This is a genomic window from Polynucleobacter sp. es-MAR-4 (assembly GCF_018882055.1).
GTDB lineage: Bacteria > Pseudomonadota > Gammaproteobacteria > Burkholderiales > Burkholderiaceae > Polynucleobacter.
Window position 1 is genome coordinate 1,117,229 of sequence record NZ_JACVPF010000001.1, and the last position, 20,792, is coordinate 1,138,020.

24 protein-coding genes are annotated in these 20,792 nt (G+C 46.5%); 10 read left to right on the forward strand and 14 right to left on the reverse strand.

What is annotated here, in order from left to right; all coding sequences use genetic code 11:
• Positions 1-10: 10 nt before the first annotated feature.
• Genes ICN16_RS05640 through ICN16_RS05670 form a run of 7 tightly spaced genes read right to left on the reverse strand, consistent with a single transcriptional unit; the run spans position 11 to position 4,733 of the window.
• Positions 11-592 (reverse strand): hypothetical protein, encoded by a 582-nt coding sequence (locus tag ICN16_RS05640; RefSeq protein WP_216135362.1) that lies wholly within the window; start codon positions 590-592, stop codon positions 11-13.
• A 4-nt stretch (positions 593-596) separates the two neighbouring features.
• Positions 597-1,613, reverse strand: a complete 1,017-nt coding sequence (lipA, locus tag ICN16_RS05645; RefSeq protein ID WP_216135364.1) for a lipoyl synthase — start codon at positions 1,611-1,613, stop codon at positions 597-599.
• On the reverse strand, positions 1,610-2,254 hold the full coding sequence (lipB, locus tag ICN16_RS05650) for a lipoyl(octanoyl) transferase LipB (protein ID WP_216135365.1): 645 nt from the start codon (positions 2,252-2,254) through the stop codon (positions 1,610-1,612). Before lipB ends, lipA begins: the two co-directional genes overlap by 4 nt.
• A 9-nt stretch (positions 2,255-2,263) precedes the next feature.
• Positions 2,264-2,533, reverse strand: coding sequence for a YbeD family protein (locus ICN16_RS05655; protein ID WP_114654086.1), 270 nt, complete (start codon positions 2,531-2,533; stop codon positions 2,264-2,266).
• A 43-nt stretch (positions 2,534-2,576) separates the two neighbouring features.
• Entirely contained in the window at positions 2,577-3,293 is a 717-nt protein-coding gene (locus ICN16_RS05660) for an alpha/beta hydrolase (protein WP_216135366.1), read from the reverse strand.
• A gap of 24 nt (positions 3,294-3,317) precedes the next feature.
• Entirely contained in the window at positions 3,318-3,626 is a 309-nt protein-coding gene (locus tag ICN16_RS05665; RefSeq protein ID WP_216135367.1) for a ferredoxin, read from the reverse strand.
• A gap of 12 nt (positions 3,627-3,638) precedes the next feature.
• Positions 3,639-4,733, reverse strand: coding sequence for a VanZ family protein (locus ICN16_RS05670; RefSeq protein WP_216135368.1), 1,095 nt, complete (start codon positions 4,731-4,733; stop codon positions 3,639-3,641).
• 46 nt (positions 4,734-4,779) lie between these two features.
• On the opposite strand from ICN16_RS05670, the gene ICN16_RS05675 reads away from it, so the two are divergent.
• Both ICN16_RS05675 and ICN16_RS05680 read left to right on the forward strand, forming a co-directional pair.
• Positions 4,780-5,580, forward strand: a complete 801-nt coding sequence (locus ICN16_RS05675) for a biotin--[acetyl-CoA-carboxylase] ligase (protein WP_216135369.1) — start codon at positions 4,780-4,782, stop codon at positions 5,578-5,580.
• The gene (locus tag ICN16_RS05680; RefSeq protein ID WP_216135370.1) at positions 5,577-6,398 is read left to right on the forward strand and encodes a type III pantothenate kinase; all 822 of its coding nucleotides are present in this window, start codon (positions 5,577-5,579) and stop codon (positions 6,396-6,398) included. Before ICN16_RS05675 ends, ICN16_RS05680 begins: the two co-directional genes overlap by 4 nt.
• Here the strand turns inward: ICN16_RS05680 and rfaE2 are convergent.
• Positions 6,395-6,886 (reverse strand): D-glycero-beta-D-manno-heptose 1-phosphate adenylyltransferase, encoded by a 492-nt coding sequence (rfaE2, locus tag ICN16_RS05685; protein ID WP_216135371.1) that lies wholly within the window; start codon positions 6,884-6,886, stop codon positions 6,395-6,397. The two genes, ICN16_RS05680 and rfaE2, sit on opposite strands and share 4 nt — an antisense overlap.
• 90 nt (positions 6,887-6,976) lie before the next feature.
• On the opposite strand from rfaE2, the gene ICN16_RS05690 reads away from it, so the two are divergent.
• From ICN16_RS05690 to ICN16_RS05710, 5 genes are read left to right on the forward strand one after another with little or no spacing between them, the layout of a single operon-like run.
• A complete protein-coding gene (locus tag ICN16_RS05690; protein WP_216135373.1) occupies positions 6,977-7,555 on the forward strand; it encodes a glutathione peroxidase in 579 nt (192 codons plus the stop codon).
• Positions 7,555-8,943 carry an FAD-dependent oxidoreductase gene (locus tag ICN16_RS05695; RefSeq protein ID WP_216135376.1) on the forward strand — a complete coding sequence of 463 codons (1,389 nt, stop codon included), beginning with the start codon at positions 7,555-7,557 and terminating at the stop codon, positions 8,941-8,943. Before ICN16_RS05690 ends, ICN16_RS05695 begins: the two co-directional genes overlap by 1 nt.
• Complete coding sequence (locus tag ICN16_RS05700; RefSeq protein WP_216135380.1) at positions 8,944-9,729, forward strand: DUF1365 domain-containing protein; 786 nt, start codon at positions 8,944-8,946, stop codon at positions 9,727-9,729.
• Positions 9,726-11,021 carry a cyclopropane-fatty-acyl-phospholipid synthase family protein gene (locus tag ICN16_RS05705; RefSeq protein WP_216135382.1) on the forward strand — a complete coding sequence of 432 codons (1,296 nt, stop codon included), beginning with the start codon at positions 9,726-9,728 and terminating at the stop codon, positions 11,019-11,021. Before ICN16_RS05700 ends, ICN16_RS05705 begins: the two co-directional genes overlap by 4 nt.
• Positions 11,018-11,794: an SDR family oxidoreductase gene (locus ICN16_RS05710; RefSeq protein ID WP_216135386.1), complete on the forward strand. Its 777-nt coding sequence runs from the start codon at positions 11,018-11,020 to the stop codon at positions 11,792-11,794. Before ICN16_RS05705 ends, ICN16_RS05710 begins: the two co-directional genes overlap by 4 nt.
• 9 nt (positions 11,795-11,803) lie before the next feature.
• Here the strand turns inward: ICN16_RS05710 and ICN16_RS05715 are convergent, their stop codons facing one another.
• Genes ICN16_RS05715 through argS form a run of 3 tightly spaced genes read right to left on the reverse strand, consistent with a single transcriptional unit; the run spans position 11,804 to position 14,855 of the window.
• On the reverse strand, positions 11,804-12,466 hold the full coding sequence (locus ICN16_RS05715) for a thiol:disulfide interchange protein DsbA/DsbL (protein WP_216135389.1): 663 nt from the start codon (positions 12,464-12,466) through the stop codon (positions 11,804-11,806).
• The gene (locus ICN16_RS05720) at positions 12,463-13,077 is read right to left on the reverse strand and encodes an SPOR domain-containing protein (RefSeq protein WP_216135392.1); all 615 of its coding nucleotides are present in this window, start codon (positions 13,075-13,077) and stop codon (positions 12,463-12,465) included. The genes ICN16_RS05715 and ICN16_RS05720 overlap by 4 nt, the downstream gene beginning before the upstream one ends.
• A 50-nt stretch (positions 13,078-13,127) precedes the next feature.
• Positions 13,128-14,855: an arginine--tRNA ligase gene (gene argS / locus ICN16_RS05725; RefSeq protein ID WP_216135394.1), complete on the reverse strand. Its 1,728-nt coding sequence runs from the start codon at positions 14,853-14,855 to the stop codon at positions 13,128-13,130.
• A gap of 35 nt (positions 14,856-14,890) precedes the next feature.
• Here argS and ICN16_RS05730 point away from each other — a divergent pair, with 35 nt between their 5' ends.
• Positions 14,891-15,208, forward strand: a complete 318-nt coding sequence (locus ICN16_RS05730) for a DUF1840 domain-containing protein (protein WP_216135398.1) — start codon at positions 14,891-14,893, stop codon at positions 15,206-15,208.
• A gap of 35 nt (positions 15,209-15,243) precedes the next feature.
• Here the strand turns inward: ICN16_RS05730 and metH are convergent, their stop codons facing one another.
• Together metH and ICN16_RS05740 are read right to left on the reverse strand one after the other, a co-directional pair.
• Complete coding sequence (metH, locus tag ICN16_RS05735; RefSeq protein ID WP_216135400.1) at positions 15,244-17,991, reverse strand: methionine synthase; 2,748 nt, start codon at positions 17,989-17,991, stop codon at positions 15,244-15,246.
• The gene (locus tag ICN16_RS05740; RefSeq protein WP_216135402.1) at positions 17,988-19,052 is read right to left on the reverse strand and encodes a homocysteine S-methyltransferase family protein; all 1,065 of its coding nucleotides are present in this window, start codon (positions 19,050-19,052) and stop codon (positions 17,988-17,990) included. Before ICN16_RS05740 ends, metH begins: the two co-directional genes overlap by 4 nt.
• A 78-nt stretch (positions 19,053-19,130) precedes the next feature.
• Here ICN16_RS05740 and ICN16_RS05745 point away from each other — a divergent pair, with 78 nt between their 5' ends.
• Positions 19,131-19,577: a PhaM family polyhydroxyalkanoate granule multifunctional regulatory protein gene (locus ICN16_RS05745; protein ID WP_216135403.1), complete on the forward strand. Its 447-nt coding sequence runs from the start codon at positions 19,131-19,133 to the stop codon at positions 19,575-19,577.
• Here the strand turns inward: ICN16_RS05745 and ICN16_RS05750 are convergent.
• Positions 19,489-20,574 carry an MBL fold metallo-hydrolase gene (locus ICN16_RS05750; RefSeq protein ID WP_216135404.1) on the reverse strand — a complete coding sequence of 362 codons (1,086 nt, stop codon included), beginning with the start codon at positions 20,572-20,574 and terminating at the stop codon, positions 19,489-19,491. The two genes, ICN16_RS05745 and ICN16_RS05750, sit on opposite strands and share 89 nt — an antisense overlap.
• A 22-nt stretch (positions 20,575-20,596) precedes the next feature.
• Here ICN16_RS05750 and ICN16_RS05755 point away from each other — a divergent pair, with 22 nt between their 5' ends.
• Positions 20,597-20,773, forward strand: a complete 177-nt coding sequence (locus ICN16_RS05755; protein WP_216135405.1) for a DUF1289 domain-containing protein — start codon at positions 20,597-20,599, stop codon at positions 20,771-20,773.
• Positions 20,774-20,792: the final 19 nt, after the last annotated feature.

Consider the following 20,792-nt stretch of genomic DNA (forward strand, 5'->3'; position numbering starts at 1 on the left):
CATCTGGAAACTATTCCGGATGAAACTCATCAAAGAAATTTGAGTAGGCCTCTTCAGAGAAAAATTGTTTTGCATCCACTCTTGCTGGGGCAGCATGCAAAACTGAAACCTGATAAATCCATACCCCATTATCTGGCGTCACCCTAGTGATCCAACGGACGCGCATTGACTGCTCTACTGCACCAGTGGATTTGAATTCTAAAAAATAATCCTTAGCGGAGAGGCGCTGGCGATTTGCTGCCTGATAAGAGGCATCAGAGCTAACTGCGCTTTCTGCATTGACCTTTGCGCGATTAAAAAGATTGTTTTGCAGTTGCTCCAATAATTTAGGTGCTAGAGCAACTTGATCTTTAGCCAGATGAATCGTGCTCACCGAATAAATATCATCTTCAATCTTTACCGCTTCTAAAGTTTGTGGAATTTCTTGATTTTGATATGAGAGTTTCCGCTCAATCTTTTCTGGCTTGCCCGGAAATAAAGCGCTATAACCCTCTTGCTGGGCCTGCACAGTCCGCCAATCTAACTTGGGACTACAAGCAGAAAGTAAAAATGCAAATGCAAATGCAAAAACTACTCCAAAATTTTGGAGCATAGATTTAGACAACACCAGCCCCATGAGCTTGTTGGTCTGCATGGTAGCTAGAGCGCACCATCGCACCTACGGCAGCATGTGAGAAGCCCATTGCATATGCCTCTTCTTCAAAATGCTTAAAGACGTCGGGGTGCACATAGCGACGAACTGGCAGGTGATGTCCGGAAGGAGCTAGATACTGACCAATAGTCAACATATCAATATTGTGTTCACGCATATCGCGCATGACTTCTAAAATTTCTTCGTCAGTTTCCCCCAAGCCAACCATTAAACCGCTCTTGGTTGGAATATGCGGAAAGCGCTCTTTAAAATCTTTCAGCAACTTTAAAGAATGTGCGTAGTCAGCCCCGGGTCGCGCCTCTTTATATAAGCGCGGAACTGTTTCTAAGTTGTGATTCATGACATCAGGCAGGCCTTGTGGCGCATGCTCAGAAAAGATATCTAAAGCCTTATCTAAACGGCCTCGAAAATCGGGAACTAAAACTTCAATACGTGTATTTGGAGAAAGGTCGCGTGATTGAGAAATGCAATCGACATAATGCATGGCTCCACCATCACGCAAATCATCACGATCCACGCTAGTAATCACCACATAATTTAATTTCAGGGCGGCAATCGTGCGCGCTAAATTACCAGGCTCTTTAGTATCCAAGGGATCTGGTCTGCCATGTCCCACATCACAGAATGGGCAACGACGCGTACATTTATCACCCATGATCATGAAGGTGGCTGTGCCCTTACCAAAACATTCACCAATATTGGGGCAGCTTGCTTCTTCGCACACCGTAACCAACTCATTCTCACGCAATATTTTTTTGATCTCATTAAAGCGGGAATTTCCAGAAGCAGCTTTGACTCGAATCCAATCTGGCTTTTTGAGTACCTGCTCTAAGGGAACAATCTTGATCGGAATACGCGCAGTTTTTTCGCTCGACTTCTGCTTGCGCGAAGCATCGTAATTAAGGTCCTGGCGACTATTACTAGTAGCTGCGGTATCGAGATCCGGCTTATTGGTGGTCATGATGGAATCAGTTGCTTTTGCAAATGCCCTAATAGGGTCTGGCTAATAATGTCTATATTGTCCTTGATACCAAGCGTTTGCATATCCACCGTCTTTAAGCCCTCATAGCCACATGGGTGAATACGGGCAAAAGCGGCCAAATCAGTCGATACATTCAGGGCTAGCCCATGATAAGAGCACCCCTTAGAGACTTTGAGGCCTAAAGCAGCAATCTTGGCACCCCGATACTCCAACGAAGCCCCACTGTCCTGGGCAATATAAATGCCGGGTGCACCAGCATGTCTTTCTGCCTGAACACCAAAATCCGCTAAGGTATCAATTAAAGCCTGCTCAATTCGGGAGACAAGCTCTTTTACAAAAATTCCCAAACGCCTCAGATCCAGCAGCAGATACACCACTATTTGTCCAGGCCCATGATAAGTAATCTCACCACCGCGATCCACCTGCACTAGTGGAATTTGATTGCTAGGGGAATGGAGGTTGCTCACATCTCCCGCCAAACCTAAAGTAAATACTGGCGGATGCTCCAGAATCCAAATTTCATCTGAAGTATTGCTATCTCGCTGCTGCGTAAAATCCCGCATCGCTTGATATGTTGACTCGTAGTCAGCTATCCCTAAATGTTTTACCAAAAAACTCATGGAAATAATTTAGAGGACAACACTCACCAAAGGATGCGTGGATAAAGTGCGATACAACTCATCTAACTGCTCACGACTAGTAGCAGTAATTGGCAAAGTAATACCGAGATAATTTCCATCCTTAGAAGGTCGCTGCTCAACCTTGCTCTCATCAAGCGTAGGATCAAATTGACGAGCAATATGCAAGATCGCAGGCAAATACTCTGGGTTAGTCTTGCCCATTACCTTAATCGGAAACTCTGATGGATATTCAATGAGGGATTTTCTATCTTCAGTCATTTCTATCTTCAGTCATTTTTATCTTTCTCTATTTTCTTTTTCTTTATTGATTGCGGTGATCGGGCATGCCTAACCAGGCGCTTGTAATGATATTTCTGATGCAATGTAAACGTCGATGGAAAAAATGATCGGCCCCAGGCACTACTTGAACAGTTAATTCTTGAGGGCGCGCCCAATCCAAAACATCGATTAAAGGAATAGTTTCATCCACTTCGCCGTGAATCAAAATCGTATCAGCGGGTACTGGTGCCAGAACCCACTTACCTGCTGCGCTACCCACCATGACAAGTCGCTCAGCTGGGCGTCCCAGCTCTGACAAGCGTTGCACTAAATGGGTGCCAACAAAACTTCCAAATGAAAAACCAGAAACGACTAAAGGTAAAGTATTTGCAGTTTGTATCCATGCTTGTTGTGAAGTCGCTTCAAATTGATTCCAGCTTGAAGGCGTGCGCATCCAATCAGTGACGTGTAGCAAGTCTTCCATTTCGCCAACACCGTCATCATGAACACCAGCTGTAGCACCCACTCCGCGAAAATTCGGACGGACGCTGACGTAACCCAATTGATTAAACGCGCGTGCCATGGTTTGTGCAACTTTGTTATCCATTGTTCCGCCCATGAGTGGATGGGGGTGGGCAACCAGAGCTAAACCTCTAACTAAGAAATCAGGGTTATTTTTTAATTCATCAGGAAGATCAATCGACATTTCGATTTGACCTACTACGCCATCAATATGAATTATTTTTGTACGGCTATTCATTGGGGGAAACCTTCTGAAATTTTTTTAAACTAACTGTAGGCGCTCTACTGGGCGACCTTGCACCAAGTGTGACTGGATAATTTCCTCAACGTCCTCAGCATCTACAAAGGTATACCAAATACCTTCTGGATAAACCACCATTACTGGACCGTCAGCACAGCGATCTAAACATCCCGCTTTATTAATACGGATTTTTCCTGGGCCAGATAGACCTAACTCTTTCACGCGATTTTTTGCATACTCAAATAATGCAAATGCGTTATGACGATCACAACAATCTTCGCCATTCTTACGCTGATTTAGACAGAAAAAAACATGGTGCTTAAAGCTCATATGCAATCTCAATTAAGTTTTCGAATTAAAGGTGGCCCTATTTCTGAGCACCCAAAATAAAGCTAATGGCAACCATACTACTGAAACCCATTGCATTAATTCATTAAAGTGTAATAGTCGACCTTGGTACCAGTGCCGCAATGTCAAATTGAAGTAGGGGTTGTCCGGCAAGAAATTGATCGCCAGAGTGGCACTTACCAAGCAAGCAATTGCAAGCCAGGCCTTATTGCCCACAGAAAGTCGTAGGGCCCATCTAAGTAGCAGGCTTCCCACCACCATCCCCCAAATAGCTCCTGCTGTGAGCCAAAGTAAACTAAATGCCGCCCCGAATTGCAAGGCAGTAAAGGCAATTTTTACCAAAACAGTAAAGCAAAGCAGGCTATTTAAGATTTTCCACTGGGGCGCTTTTGCGCGCATACCCAGGGACAATAAAAGCCCCGTACCAAGCCAACATACCGCCGTAATGACACATTCCTGGACTACATGATTCACCACCATAGTCCCCCAGTCGACTGAGGCAAAAATTGCATGTCCCCATACCCCCGTGCCCAACCAAGAACTCTGAGGGTAGATTTGAGCCCAGGGGAAGAGCAGAAACAAGGCGCAAGCAGCCCAGTTCAAACCAAACCACTGGTCAAAACGACGGCGTACCGCACTTCCAGAAAGCCACTGGGGGCCCAAGGGAATTGCTAATAAGCCACCCATCAAGCCACCCAATACATTAGCCCACCAATCCATTTGACTTGGAATGCGAGTTGGCAGCCAAGTTTGCAAGGACTCCACACTAAAAGCCAGTGCCGCACTAAAACTCAAGGCGATACCTAGGGCGACGAAATTACGCCAACGTGGGTAACAGGCAAAGACCAGCAAGAATCCCAGGGGGATATAGGCCAAGATATTGACTGAGACATCGAAGAGCGTAATAAAGCGGGGCAAAGGAGCAGCTAACCATGCCCATGCCGCAATGCCATTATCAAAGTGAAAATCAAAGGGGTTTAGGCTGACATAGACAATTAAAAGCGCATAGCTCAAACTAATGGCTCTGGCTAAAGGCATAGCTTGGAGGGGCCAAACAAACTTGCGAGGTCTCTGATCTTCGTGATGCATTCCACCATTCTAGGTCAGCCTGGCCAGATCTTTCTACAATAGGAAAATGAGTTCGAATTGCATCCTAGAGCGGGTAGCCACCACCAAATCAACCAATGATGATTTATTGGCTCGTTGGCGTGCCGGAGAATTAATTGATCCCGTTGCTCGCTTTGCCTATGAGCAGACCTCAGGCAAGGGTAGAGCTGGAAGAGTATGGCTCTCTAACCCTGAAGACACTTTGTGTTTTTCATTTGCCCACCCTTTCCAAAAGCGCCCGAATGAACTCAGCGGCCTTAGTCTAGTGATTGGCCTCGCAGTGATTGCCGGCATTGCCATGGCTTTAGGAACTACTGAGGAGGCTCTGCATCAACAAGGTCTGCGACTGAAGTGGCCCAACGATTTACTGCTGAATAATGCCAAGCTTGGCGGCATTTTGATTGAAGGCGGACAAAACAATCCACAGTCACCAACCTGGATGGTCATCGGCTTAGGCCTGAATTTACGCAATGGAGCGCTGATTGAGAAGAGCTTGGAAGGGAAATCCCCTTTCGGAGTTTCTGCCTTAGATCAACTGATGTCTCACGAAGCGCCGGTTCCTGATACTGAGTTCATTTGGTTAAAACTGATCGAGTCATTTGAAAAACATTTGACTCAATTTGAACAACATAGCTTTAGCTATTTTAAAAATTCCTGGACGCAGTGGGATGCCTTCAATGGTCAGTCTGTTTGCATATCGGGCGCTGGCAAAGAATCCCTCATGGGAATTTCTTCCGGAGTTGATGACGCTGGTGCACTTATTCTCAAACAGCACGACAAATCGGTTGCCATTCATGCAGGCGATGTTTCTTTGCGAGTTCAATCATGAGTCTATATTTAGTATTTGATCTTGGTAACACTCGACTGAAGTGGGCCGCTGTCGAATCTACACAAAACATTTCGGACCGCAACAAAAAACTATGGGCTTATTCTGGATCGATTAGCACTAAATCTTTTCAATCTCCCGAGCTACGCGCCGAGCTATCTGACTACATTTCTAAAACATTGCCAAAGCCAGATGCAATTGCATTTTGCTGTGTAGCAGGTGATGCCGCTATTGAAAATCTACGTAGCCTCTTTCCGCAATGGCAAGACCTTGAGTGGAAGCAATTCACAGGCAGCAGCTCTTACGATGGTCTACGAACACTCTATCAAGATCCAAGCAAGCTGGGTGCAGATCGATGGGCTGCGCTGATTGGCGCAAGAGCACTATCAAATACCAACACATTGGTAATTAATGCCGGGACAGCCACCACCATTGACTTACTAGGTGGCAATGGCCTTCATTATGGCGGCTGGATCCTGCCAGGTCTTGGTTTAATGCAAGAAAGCCTTCAACAAAATACAGCCCAACTCCCACTAGCCGTTCGAGCCAGCAATCCTGAAGCCCAAGCAAGCTTTGGCACAGCAACGGATGAAGCAATTACCGGTGGTTGTGATGCGGCGCAATTAGGAGCGATACTTCGCGCAGCTTATTTAGCTAAAACTATGAATCATCCTGTAGAGCGAATTTGGCTTGATGGTGGTAATGCCAAAATTTTGGCAAATGAAATTAAGCAGTTTCCAGAACTGGCAGCACTTCCTGTTGAGACGATTGAAGGTTTGGTACTACGTGGGCTTTGGGCTTGGCTCTTACAAAATCTTTAGCTAGTTCGGATCTTACCCAACAGAGTCGTTGTAGAGCGCTCATATAAAAATGGAATTGCAACCGCTTTACCACCCCATGTCTTCACTAAACGGGTTTCTTCAAGAGTATCGATTTCATAATCTCCACCCTTGACATAGATATCCGGATGAATTTTGGCAATCAGATTCACCGGGGTCTGCTCTGTAAATAGCACCGCCAAATCCACACTCTCTAGTGCCGCCAATAAAGCTTGGCGGTCAGCCTCGGTATTGATAGGCCTGTCATCACCCTTACCTAGCATCTTTACTGAGGCATCTGAGTTGACCCCCACCACCAAGCTAGCACCTAAGGCGCGCGCTTGAGCCAAATAGCTGGCATGTCCGCGATGCAGGATATCGAAAACACCATTGGTAAATACTAGCGGTCTTGGAAGAGCAGCAATACGAGCCTCTAACTCTGCTGGGGCGCAGACTTTGGACTCAAAAGTAGGTAAAGGTAGAGAACTCATATCGCCATCTTAATGGCATTGAGCTCGGCTCAACGATATTTGCCAGAATGTCTTAGACTTGGACATCCCAGCCCCACCAAAAGGTTCAAGATGATTCGCACTATGCCGCGCTACTTACTGGCACTACTTTTGTTGCTACCGGCAATGCAATTCGCAAAAGCAGCCCCGCCAGCATCGACCAGCTGCAGCCCCCTGCTGTCCCACACATTTCCAAGATTGCAGGATGAAGCACCGCAAAACCTTTGCCAGTACCAGGGGAAGGTTGTTTTGGTTGTTAATACGGCCAGTTTTTGTGGCTTTACCAGTCAATATGAAGGCCTTGAGAAACTGTATGCCAAATATAAAGATCGTGGCTTAGTTGTATTGGGATTTCCATCAAATGATTTTGGGCAGCAAGAGCCAGGCAGTAATAAAGATATTGCCGACTTCTGTAAAAATACCTATGACGTGAAGTTCCCCATGTTTGCTAAGAGCTCAGTCAGTGGCAGTAATCCCAATCCTTTATTTAAGATGCTCATTGCCAAAACTGGTACAACTCCTAAATGGAATTTTTATAAATACCTTATTGATCGCAACGGCAATGTTGTGGACTCATATGGCAGCATGACCAAACCAACAAGCAGCAGCATTACTGGCGAGATAGAAAAACTTCTTGGAGAGAAAATTTAGTGGGAAAGAAAAAAGTTGCCATCATTGGCGCCGGTATATCTGGCTTGGGATGCGCCTATGCATTAAGACAACACCCGGATTTAGATATCACCGTATTCGAGGGTGGTAATCATATAGGTGGTCACAGTAATACAGTCGATCTCACACTAAAAACCTGTCAAGGCAAGATGACCCATGGTGTTGATACTGGATTTTTAGTATTCAATCGGAAAACTTATCCTCGCTTAGTTCGTCTATTTGAAGAAATTCAGGTTCCGATTGCGCCATCAGAAATGTCCTTCTCAGTATCGATTGATGCTAGCGAAAAAACTGGGCGCAGGAAAAAAATTGAATGGGCCGGTAACGATCTCAATTCGTTTTTTGGGCAACGATCTAATTTGCTCTCGTTTTCATTTTGGAGAATGGCTTTTGACATCTTGCGCTTTAACCGTCTTGCTACGCGACTCGCAGAAGAACAAATCACTTCGAAGCTGGAATACTCAGAGCCAGATGAACGCATTAAAGATTTCTTAGATCGAAATCGATTTAGCACTAGCTTTAGAGAAAATTATTTTTTACCCATGATTGGCGCTATTTGGTCATGCTCTGTTGAGCAGATGCTAGAGTTTCCAATTCAGACTATGGTGCGCTTCTGCCACAACCACGGCCTTTTGCAAATCCAAAATCGTCCGCAATGGCTTACTGTTAAAGGCGGATCAAGAGAGTATGTCAAGCTCCTTGTGGCAGCTTTGGAGAGGCACCGCGTCCAATTTGTACGTGAATCTGTTTCTCGTGTGAATGCGAGTCAAAGCGAAAATTCTCCGGTTGAGGTGATTACCGCTTCTAGGTCATACCTGTTTGATGAAGTAGTTATGGCATGCCATAGCGATCAAACTTTAGAGTTAGTTCATGGCATTGGTCAAGATGCCCGCAACATTTTGGCCTCGATTCCTTATCAAAAGAATCGTGCAATTTTGCATACTGATATCAACTTCTTGCCAGCTACCGAGCGCTGCTGGGCGGCCTGGAACTACACTGCAAAATCTGGTGCAACACCAACCGCACAACAACACGTCAGCGTCAATTATTTAATTAACCGTCTGCAGCCTCTGCCTGAGGCATTCAAAAGCACGCAGATTATTGTGAGCTTAAATCCACTGACTGATCCAAGCCCAAGATTAGTGCATGAAGAAATTCATTACTCACATCCAGTTTTTGACATGCGTGCGGTACAGGCACAAAAAGAACTCCCTCTGATTCAGGGTATTTCGTCAATTTGGTATTGCGGCGCATGGACTGGGTTTGGTTTTCATGAAGATGGTCTTCGCTCTGGTGAATTAGTGGCAATGGATCTAATGGAGAGCATCTCTCATCGCGTTAAATCCAGCTCCGTTAAAGATGTACAGTAAATGAATGTGCCAACGATTAACTTTGGATCGGTAAGACATCGGCGCTTTCGTCCCGCTAAAAATGCCTTTGGCTACGGTGTATTTACTCTATCTATTCCAATGCGCATGCGCAGGAATAATCCTTCGTTACTCAGCAAACATGGTCTTAGAGACAATCGCTTCGGACTTTTTTCATTTTTCGATCAAGACCATGGGTTAGGCAAAGGGGATAGCCTTTCCTGGATAGAGTCGATTCTTGAAGAAAACAAGATCCAGTATCTTGATGGCGAGATTTGGCTACAAACCTTCCCGCGCGTACTCGGCTATGTCTTTAATCCTGTTAGCTTTTGGATCTGTACCCGAGCTGATGGTCAGGTTCAAGCAGTGCTAGCAGAGGTGAATAACACCTTTGGCGAAAGACACTGCTACCTACTCCATCACGACTCTGGAGAAGCGCTGAAATCTGGTGAGACGCTAGTCAGCAAGAAGGTGTTCCATGTATCGCCTTTCTGTGACGTTCGCGGGGAATACCACTTCCGCTTTTTATTTCCCCAGGATAGCCATTCAAAGCGGAATATCGTTTGCCGAATTGAGTTGCATGAAGATGGCGCCCCATTGATCAATACCAGTATCAGCGGCCTTTCTCAGGCACTAAGTAAAAGCACCCTCTATCTTGCCTTCTTGAGGTACCCGCTAATGAGCCTGGGTGTCATCGGCCGGATTCACTGGCAGGCATTGAAATTGTGGCTAAAAGGAGTACCCTTTTATTCAAAACCTAAACCACCAGAACTTGAAATTACTCGATGAATCGCCCCGGTCAATCCCTACTGTCTCGACTTACATTCTCCCGCCCCGAGAAGCGGGAGTCTAAGCAGCAACAATATCGCGCGAGCACACAAACTTTATTAGGTCTGCTCTCGCAATTGCGTAGCGGACATTTGATTCTTACATTACCAAACAAGGAGGTAAGGGAGTTTGGAGACAATTCAGACCAACTGCATGCAGAAATTCAAGTGCTAGATTGGTCTGTATTTAAACAAGTACTATCCCATGGCGATATTGGCTTTGCCGAGAGCTATATTCGAGGCGAGTGGAATACGCCAGACCTCAAGTCTGTTCTAGAGCTAGCTATTCGGAACCGCACCATTTTAGAAAAGGCAATCTATGGCAGTTGGTTGGGCTCCATAGCGTATCGCCTGAGACATTGGTTTAGGGATAACTCCAAATCTGGAAGCCGCAAAAATATTCATGCGCACTATGACCTAGGCAATGCGTTCTATACCCTATGGCTAGATCCGTCGATGAGCTATTCAAGCGCTTGGTTCTCTGAGGGAGATAAGCAATCCTTAGTGGATGCACAGCGTGCAAAAATCAACCGCATATTGGACTCTATTCATGCTAAACCTGGCGACCAACTTCTAGAGATTGGCTGTGGTTGGGGTGGCTTTATGGAAGAAGCCTTACGTAATGGCAATCAAGTGACCGGCCTTACTTTGTCGACAGAGCAAAAAGCTTTTGCGGACACTAGACTTCAAAAGGTCAATGCAGAAGCGGGCAATCAACAGAAATTCGAGGTACGCCTTCAAGACTATCGGGACTGTGAAGAACAATTTGATGGCATTGCCTCCATTGAAATGTTTGAAGCGGTTGGTGAAAACCATTGGGGTGAATATTTCCAAACCGTTGCAAAGCGTCTCAAGGCAGGTGGCAAAGCCTGCATCCAAACTATCGTCATTGCAGAAGACTTATTTGATCGCTATCGTCATAGCACCGACTTTATTCAGCAATACGTTTTCCCAGGCGGTATGTTGCCATCGCCCTCTAAATTTAAGGCTGCTGCAGCTAATGCGGGTTTAGAGGTTGAGTCAGAGTTTGCATTCGGTGCTGACTATGCCAAAACCTTATGCCTATGGCGTGACAGCTTTAATCACAAGATTGAAGAAATCTATCGCCTTGGTTTTGACGAGGCTTTTATCCGACTGTGGAATTTCTATCTCATGTATTGCGCCGCTGGATTCTCTGAAAAGAATATCGATGTCGTGCAATACACCCTCAAACACCAAGATGCCATTCACTCAAGCGATGCCCTGCGCCCATGAAACAAAAAGGATTTGATTCATTTGTAAATCAACGTATTTGGATCATTGGCGCTTCCAGCGGAATTGGTGAGGCCTGTACACAAGCCTTTATCAAGGCGGGCGCAAGAGTTGCTCTTTCTAGTCGTCGTGCTGAGAAACTCAATTCCATCGCACAATCCGCAGAACCGGGGCAGGCCTTAGTCTTGCCGCTAGATGTCACTCATCAAGAACAACTCATTTCTGCCTACCAGGGAATCTTAGAGGCCTGGGGCGGCTTGGATCTGCTGCTGTTTGTTTCGGGCGTATACACCCCCTTACGCGCTGATAATTTTGAGTTTGAAGTTGCGCAGAAAACAATTGATGCCAACCTCCTTGGCCCTATGCGGGCAGTGAGCATTGTTTTACCCAATATGCTCAAAAAGCATGCCGGTCATATTGCCATCGTTGGTAGCGTAGCTGGGTATAGTGGATTACCGAAAGCCCTAGCCTATGGGCCGAGCAAAGCAGGAATTATTAACTTCTGCGAAACCCTGTACTACGACTTACTGCCGCAGGGCCTGAGTGTGCACATGATTTCACCAGGGTTTGTAGCAACCGAAGCGACTGCACAGAATGATTTTGAAATGCCAGCACTCATTACTGCTGATGAGGCCGCAAAAGAAATTCTCTCAGGACTTCAAGCTGGAGAATTTGATATTCACTTCCCTAAGAGGTTTTCAGGATTCTTAAAGCTCCTCAGAATCCTTCCTTACCCGCTGTACTTCTGGATCGTACGACGCTTCGTCAAAATCTAAGGCTCTGAATTACTTGTACTTATCCTTGCGGATTTTTTGCTCCAAGTAATCCATCACTGCAATCGCTTTAGCTTTGGTTCCAGCAATCGATGGAGAGGTCACGTAGCGACCCTGCATCACAATAGTTGGTACGCCATCAATGCGATAAGCATCAGCCATCTGTCTTGCTGCACGGGCTTTAGATACGACTGCAAATGAACGGTATGTAGCCAAGAAAGTATTGCGATCAATGCCCTGAGAGGCGACCCAATCCGCAATCTCATTTTCTGTCATGAGACGCTTATTTTCTTTATGCATGGCGTACATCACTTTGTCATTCATCGCCTCACCTTTGCCCATAGCCTCTAAAGCATAGAACAATTGGCTGTGTGGCATAAAGTCATCACGGAAGGCAACAGGCACCTTGCGGAAGGTCACATCTTTTGGTTGGCGCTTAAGCCAAGCATTTAACTCTGGCTCAAAGTCATAACAATGTGGGCAACCATACCAAAAGAATTCGATGACCTCGACCTTACCCTTAGATTCAACCGGCTGAGGAGTAGGCAGAATACGGTAATCGAATCCCTCTTCGATCTTAGCGCTTTGGGCAGTAACAAAACCTGAAAAGGAAAAAGTTAATCCAAGAATAGCTGCAGATAAAAAAGTTCTCTTAGACTTAGATAATGTAATCATGATTTGCTTGATTTAATAACGCTTGGTTTAATGCCCATGCCATTTAACTTATCGCGCACAGGATTGCTATCTTCAACACTGTTATAGGGGCCAACGCGTACTCGCCATAGCGTGTTGCCTTCACTAGTGATCTCACTTAATTGAGACTGAATACCTTGAATAGCTAAACTGGCTTTTTGCGCATCTGCATCCGCGCGCTTATTAAACGCACCTACTTGTAAGAAATAAATAGCGTCCGATTTTGCAACGGGAGTCGAGGCTGCATCAGCTGGCTTTTTGCCATTGGCCAAATCAGCAATGGGATCTGGCGCATTAGCGGCAGGTGCTGCAGACTTGCCTTGCAAAGGCTTATTCAGGTCTAGCGCCTCCGCTGGGGCAGCAGCCTCCCCTTCAGCTGGGGCTGATCCCGATTTAATAGTTAAAGGAAGATTGGGGGCTCTAACTCCAGGGCGCTCTTGGGGTGTATTTTTTGAGAGATAAAAGGCAATAACAAACGCAACACCCAGACCAACTCCAAGCCCTAAGATAAAACCAAGAATAGTGCCGCCATACTCTGGACTCAAAGCCTCTGTCTTTGGAGTAAAGCCGGCGTGTTGATTGTTTTTTTTCATCGTGTCCCCATCCTTCTTTTTACTTCTTAAGCGCTAGCAAGAACTACAGCTTACATCTTAGCGGGTGCTGATACACCTAATACTTTTAATCCATTTTCAAGCACTTGACGAGTCGCCGAAAGTAAGGCGAGACGAGCCAATTTAAGTGCAGGGTCATCCACCAAAACGCGGTCCGCGTTATAGAAAGTATGGAAGTCTCCCGCTAAATCACGTAAGTAGAAAGCTAAAGCATGTGGCGCCAAGTCTGCTGCTGCATCAGTAAGCATTTCTGGATATTCAGCTAAGCGTCGTAATAAATGATCTGAGGCTTTACTTTGCAATAGGGAGAGGTCTGCACCCTTCAGATCAGAAGCTTGTCCACCCCATTGAGTCAAGATTGAGCAAATACGCGCATGAGCATATTGCACATAGAACACAGGGTTTTCATCATTCTGTTGCAAGGCTAAATCCACATCGAATACAAATTCGGTATCAGCTTTACGGGAAATGAGGAAGAAACGTACAGCATCTCGCCCACGCTGAAGCGCTAACTCACGCTCATCAGAGGTCATCTCTGGCGTCACACCACCAGACCACTCAACTAAATCACGCACAGTCACATAGGAGCCTGCACGTTTAGAAATTTTGACTTCTTCACCATGGCGCATCACCGTCACCATCTTATGCAATACGTACTCTGGATACGTTTTTGGAATATCCCAACCACGCTTCTGAGCCACGCCCTGTAGGCCTGAGCGCACACGGGCGATCGTGCCATGGTGATCACTGCCTTGCACGTTAATCACCTTTTCAAAGCCGCGATTCCATTTACTGGTGTGATAGGCGACATCCGGCACAAAGTAGGTAAAGCTACCATCGGACTTTCGCATGACGCGATCTTTATCATCGCCATCATCTGTCGTCTTCAGCCAAAGTGCGCCCTCAGACTCGTAGGTCTTGCCAATGCCCTGCAGCTCTTCGACAATTTTTGCAACACTACCATCGGTATACAAAGAAGATTCTAGGTAGTAGCAATCAAACTTCACGCCAAATGTTTTTAAATCGATATCTTGTTCATTGCGCAAATACGCAACCGCAAACTGACGAATAGCTTCAAGCTCGTCTTTATATCCAGGCGAAGCTTTAAAGGCAGCTGCAATCTCCGCAATGTATTCACCGTTATAAGCGCTTTCTGGCCAAGCCGCATCGCCTGGCTTAAGTCCATTTAATCGAGCCTGAACTGAGAGCGCCAAGTTCGCAATCTGAACCCCAGCATCGTTGTAATAAAACTCGCGGTGCACTTTAATGCCTTGCGTTGCCAATAGGTTTGCCAAGGCATCGCCGAGTGCAGCCTGACGGCCATGACCAACGTGTAGTGGTCCAGTGGGATTGGCGGATACAAACTCAATCATGGCGCTGGACACTGGGGCCGCTTCTGGTGCTAGCTGACCGAACTGGGATCCTGCCGTGAGGACCTCTTGCACCACTGCAGTTTTAGCGGCATTGCTCAAGCGAAAGTTAATAAATCCAGGGCCCGCGATCTCGCAAGACGCGATGAGGTCACTATAGCCGGGCTGCTGCTCCAGACGCTCAACCAATGCTTGCGCCAACTCCCTCGGATTCAGCTTCCAAGCTTTGGATAGCTGAAGAGCAATATTGCAAGCGACATCGCCATGGTCTACCGCTTTAGGGCGCTCCAAACGAGGCGCAGGGGCATCACCCAAACCACGCTCCTGAGCCAAACCCTGCAGGGCTGCGCTCAGCATTTGAATTAAACGATTTTTATTAGTTAACAACATAGATAAGTGAGTTTATCAGGTGGTAAGCTATCGAAATGATCTATCAATTTCGCTCCAAAGCAGGTCCAGACGTCATCATGCTGGCTGATCTGACCCAGCGAATCTTTGAAATTTTGGGCCGCCCATTAGAGTCCAGAGGCATTTTGACGGTTGAGCAACTGCCAGCCCTCATCATCGCCTTAGAAACCGCCATTCTGAAAGACCTTGAAGAGCGGGCTAAAAGTAATACGGCAGATGCAGAAAATACTGAAAAACCGAAGCTGGCCGACAGGCTAGGACAGCGTGCCTACCCTTTCTTAGAGCTCATGAAGCAGGCTAAAGCGAAGGATGAGCCGGTGATGTGGGGCGTTTAAGTACCTGATCCCGCTCCTCCCCACCCAAATCCAACTTAGTCTATAGAGCTTGCCAGCTGACGACGGATATCTTCAACAGACTCATTACGACGTTTAGCAAGATCTTCAATCTGGTCTGTTGATAACTTGCCCACATTGAAATAACGCGCATCTGGGTGTGCCAAGTAAAAACCGCTAACACTAGAAGCTGGGTTCATGGCCATCGATTCAGTCAAGGTCATACCAATATCTTCCGAACCAATCACGCGCAGTAAATCTTTTTTGACTTCATGCGCAGGACAAGCTGGATAGCCTGGCGCCGGACGGATGCCGCGGTACTCCTCGTTGATCATTTGATCATTCGTCAACATCTCATCGGTCGCATAACCCCACAGATCAGTACGAACACGGTGGTGCATTAACTCTGCAAATGCTTCAGCCAAGCGATCCGCCAAGGATTGCAACATGATTGCACTGTAGTCATCATGCTTTGCATGAAACTCAGCTACTTTTTTCTCAACACCATGGCCAGTCGTCACAGCAAAGCAACCGAGGTAATCAGCCACATTAGAATCTTTTGGCGCCACATAATCTGCCAAGCAACGATTAGGTCGGCGAACACCGTCAACTACAGGGCGTTCAGACTGCTGACGCAAGTTATGCCAAACAAATAATGGATGCTCGCGTGACTCGTCGCTATACAAGACGATGTCATCGCCTATCGTGTTTGCTGGATAGAAAGCGACTACCGCATCAGCCTGCAACCACTGACCTTTGATTAATTTATCCAATAGTGCCTGGCCGTCTTCAAAGACTTTACAAGCCTCTACGCCAACAACTTCGTCATCTAAGATTGCCGGGAATTTGCCAGCCAAATCCCAAGTCTGGAAAAAAGGTGTCCAGTCAATGTATTTAGCAATATCACTTAAAGCAAAATTCTTAAAGACGCGACGCCCAATAAATTTAGGCTTCTCAGGCACATAGCTAGCCCAATCAATCAGCTCTCGATTCTTGCGTGCCGCTTCTAGCGAGATAGTTGGAGATGCTTTTTTATTGGCATGCTGCTCACGAATACGTACATAGTCATCGCGCAGGTCTTGAATAAATTTCTTAGCACTTTCATCCGATAGCAAGCTCGATGCTACCGATACAGAGCGGGAGGCATCAGGTACATAAACTACTGGACCATCGTAATGGGGCGCAATCTTCACTGCAGTATGCACACGAGAGGTAGTAGCACCACCAATCATCAATGGAATTTGACGCTCACGGAAATAATCATCACGTTGCATCTCTTGAGCAACATAAGTCATCTCTTCTAGAGATGGGGTGATCAAACCAGAAAGGCCAACAATATCTGCCTTTTCTTCTTTGGCACGCTTCAGAATTTCTGCGCAAGGCACCATTACGCCCATATTGGCAACTTCAAAGTTATTACATTGCAACACCACTGTCACAATATTTTTCCCAATATCGTGCACGTCACCTTTGACGGTCGCCATCACAATCTTGCCTTTGGCTTTCGCTTCGCCACCAGAAGCAATATGTAGACGCTTTTCTTCTTCAATATAGGGAATCAGAATCGCTACTGCTTGTTTCATCACCCGCGCACTTTTAACTACTTGAGGCAAAAACATCTTGCCGGCGCCAAACAAGTCACCAACAACGTTCATGCCATCCATTAAAGGGCCTTCAATAACCTCAATTGGACGGCCGCCTGCACCCATAATTTGGGCACGTAGCTCTTCTGTATCTTCTTCAATAAAAGTAGTGATGCCATGCACCAAAGCGTGGGTTAAGCGCTCACGCACAGGGGCCTCACGCCACGCCAGGTTCTCTACCTGCTTGGCGCCACCACCCTTAAATTGGTCAGCAATATCCAGCAAGCGCTCGGTTGGAGTCTTACCATCTTTTTCTTTGAAGCGGTTGAGCACCACATCTTCAACACGCTCACGCAACTCAGGATCTAGATCTGCATAAACGCCAAGCTGGCCGGCATTGACAATGCCCATGTCCATGCCCGCCTGAATAGCGTGATACAGGAACACAGTATGAATAGCTTCACGTACGCGATCGTTACCGCGGAAAGAGAAGCTGACGTTGGAGACACCGCCACTCACTTTCGCGCCCGGTAGATTTTCTTTAATCCAGCGAGTCGCATTGATGAAATCTACTGCGTAGTTGTCATGCTCTTCAATACCAGTCGCAATGGCAAAGATATTGGGGTCAAAAATAATATCTTCTGCTGGGAAGCCAATCTCATTCACAAGAATTTGATAGCAGCGCTGGCAAATTTCAGTCTTACGCTTAAAGGTATCCGCTTGACCCACCTCATCAAATGCCATCACCACAGATGCTGCGCCGTAACGGCGAATCAAACGTGCTTGTTTTCTGAAAGGCTCCTCGCCCTCTTTAAGGGAGATTGAGTTAACAATCGGCTTACCTTGAATACATTTCAGGCCTGCCTCGATCACACTCCACTTGGAGGAGTCAATCATGATCGGCACACGAGCAATGTCTGGTTCTGAAGCAATCAAATTCAAGAAGCGCGTCATCGCCGCTTCAGAATCCAACATCGCTTCATCCATATTGATGTCAATTACTTGAGCGCCATTCTCAACTTGCTGTCTTGCAACTACCAAGGCTTCATCAAATTGATTATTCAAAATCATGCGCGCAAATGCTTTGGAGCCTGTAACGTTAGTACGCTCACCAATGTTTACAAAACCGACTTCAGGCGTGACATTAAAAGGCTCTAAGCCTGAGAGCTTCATCGCTGGTATTAATTTTTCAGTCTTGCTCATGCTGAAACCTCCGCACTCTCACGGTAGAAGGCACGTGGCTTGCGCTTAGCAACCGCGTTAGCAATCGCACGAATGTGGTCTGGCGTCGTTCCACAGCAACCACCTACGAGATTGACTAAGCCATCTTTTGCAAAACCATCAACAAGACTAGAAGTAATTTCTGGAGTTTCATCAAAGCCAGTGTCACTCATTGGATTAGGCAAACCTGCATTGGGATAGCAAGAAACAGCGGCATCGCAAATGCGAGCAAGCTCAGCAATATAAGGTCGCATCAGCGCTGCACCTAAAGCACAGTTCAAACCAAAAGTTAGCGGCTTAATGTGACGCAAGCTATTCCAAAACGCTTCGACTGTTTGTCCAGATAAGATACGACCAGAAGCATCGGTCACTGTTCCTGAAATCATCACCGGTAAACGCTCACCAGTTTCTTCAAAGAATTCATCCAGCGCAAACAATGCAGCTTTAGCATTGAGCGTGTCAAAAATAGTTTCTACTAAAAATAAGTCAACGCCGCCTTCAAAGAGGCCCTCAATCTGTTCACGATAGGAAGCTCGTAATGCATCAAATGTCACATTGCGCGCACCCGGATCATTTACATCCGGAGAAATGCTGGCCGTCTTTGGAGTGGGTCCAATTGCGCCCGCTGCAAAACGTGGCTTATCTGGCGTAGAGTATTTTTCACATGCAGCACGTGCCAGTTGAGCGGATATGACATTCATCTCACGTGCCAAGCCGGCCATCTTGTAATCCTCTTGTGCGACCGAGGTGGCGCCAAAAGTATTGGTCTCAATAATGTCTGCACCAGCGTCCAAATACTGCTCATGGATCTTGCTGATGATTTGAGGCTGAGTAAGCACCAAGAGTTCGTTATTGCCCTTGATATCGCCAGGATGAGTCTCGAAGCGCTTGTTAGCTGGTAATCCGCGGTAATCGGCCTCATTGAGCTTGTATTGCTGAATCATGGTGCCCATCGCGCCATCCAAAATCAGAATGCGCTGCTTCAGAAGCTCAGGAAGTGCCTGACCGCGGGTGTAAGGCTGGGATAAACCATTAGATTGCATTGCTTAACCGGGATTAATCTCTAGAATCTCTTATTGTATTGGCAATAAGCCACTTTTATCTGACCCGGAGCACACCCTATGTTTGGCACTATCCCTGAATTCAATCAAAGCCTTGAAATGATGAAAACTATGTGGGGCCAAGGGGCAGGCGGATCGACGCCAGGGCAATTTCCCTTCACTACAGATGCCTCTAAGGCCGCAGGGGGGTTCGGCTCCGCATTTCCAGGCCTAGATACCGATGAGCTAGAAAAGCGCATCAAGGACCTCAAAAGCGTTGAAAACTGGCTGAACCTTAACCTCAATATCTTGAAGTCGACGATTCAAGGCCTAGAGGTGCAGCATGCCACCATGATGGCACTCAAATCCTTTGGAGATGCCGTTTCAGCAACTGCCGCTGCCGCAACTGGATCATCTGAAGAATCTGGAACAAAGGCGTCTAAACCACGCAAAACCGCAACACGCCGTCGTCGCAAAGCTGGCGACTCAACTTACCTCGACGAAGTAGGTAATTCAGATGAGCAATAGCCTCACCCATGGCAAATGTCATTTGGTGAATATCTAATTCACGCTTAAATAAAACCGGTACTATCTCACGAGCAGTTGCCGGTTTTTTACATGCACCAAGCGTTTCTGCCAAACGCTCATCGTGGTGTAATTTCAACTGATCAATTCGAGGCTTCATTCCTTTAAAGGGCTTGCCATGTGATGGCAGCACTAGAGTGTCATCGGGAAGCGGGAGATATCGATCTAAAGAGCTGAGATACAAACCCAAAGGGTCTGCATCCGGATCCGCATCATAGACGCTCACATTCGTAGAGATACGCGGTAACAACATATCACCAGATATCAATACATCAAGATCTTTGCAAAATAGTGAAGCATGCTCCGGAGCGTGACCAAACCCCATAATCACTTGCCATTCATGCCCACCAATCAAAATCATTTCACCATCGATGATGCGACGATATTGCCGTGGCACACCTGGAACCATATTGCTATAGTAGTTTGATCGCGCGCGAATTTTTTCTAAATCCTCGGGGGCAATGAGTCCATGCTTTTGAAAGTGGTCTGCCGAACCACCGCCACCAGCACGAGCACCAACCGCAGCCCCACCCTCTTTATGACTCAACCATTGCGCAGTTAAATAATCCGTCATAGAAATCCAGAGCGGTGCATTCCATTTTTCGCATAGCCATTGGGAGAGCCCTACGTGATCTGGATGCATATGAGTCACGATCACCCTCAGCACTGGCAAGCCTTCTAGCTGAGTAGCAAATATCTGATCCCATGCTGCTTTCGTCTCTTCGTTGGCAATGCCACAATCCACAATCGTCCAACCTTGAACACCTTCAAACTGATCACGCAGCAGCCATAAATTGATGTGGTCTAAAGCAAACGGGAGACGCATCCGCAACCAACGAACACCAGGCGCAACCTCCATGGAGCTGCCCACTTCCGGCAAAGCATCGGCTAAGGGATAATGAATAGAACTAAGATCGCTGGATTGGTTTTTGGTATTCATCTATTTCTATTCTAGGTTTGCTTTGATAACAGTTCCATCACCCTGCATCAACTGGTGCGACATCAACCCTGAAAATGGTTTTTGCCGTGGCTGCTATCGCACACTTACTGAAATTGCTGACTGGTCTGAACTATCGAATCCTGAAAAACTTGAAGTTTGGGAAAAACTAGAAACGCGCAAACCTCAAGCACCACAGTAAGCATTGCCAATTAGCAATT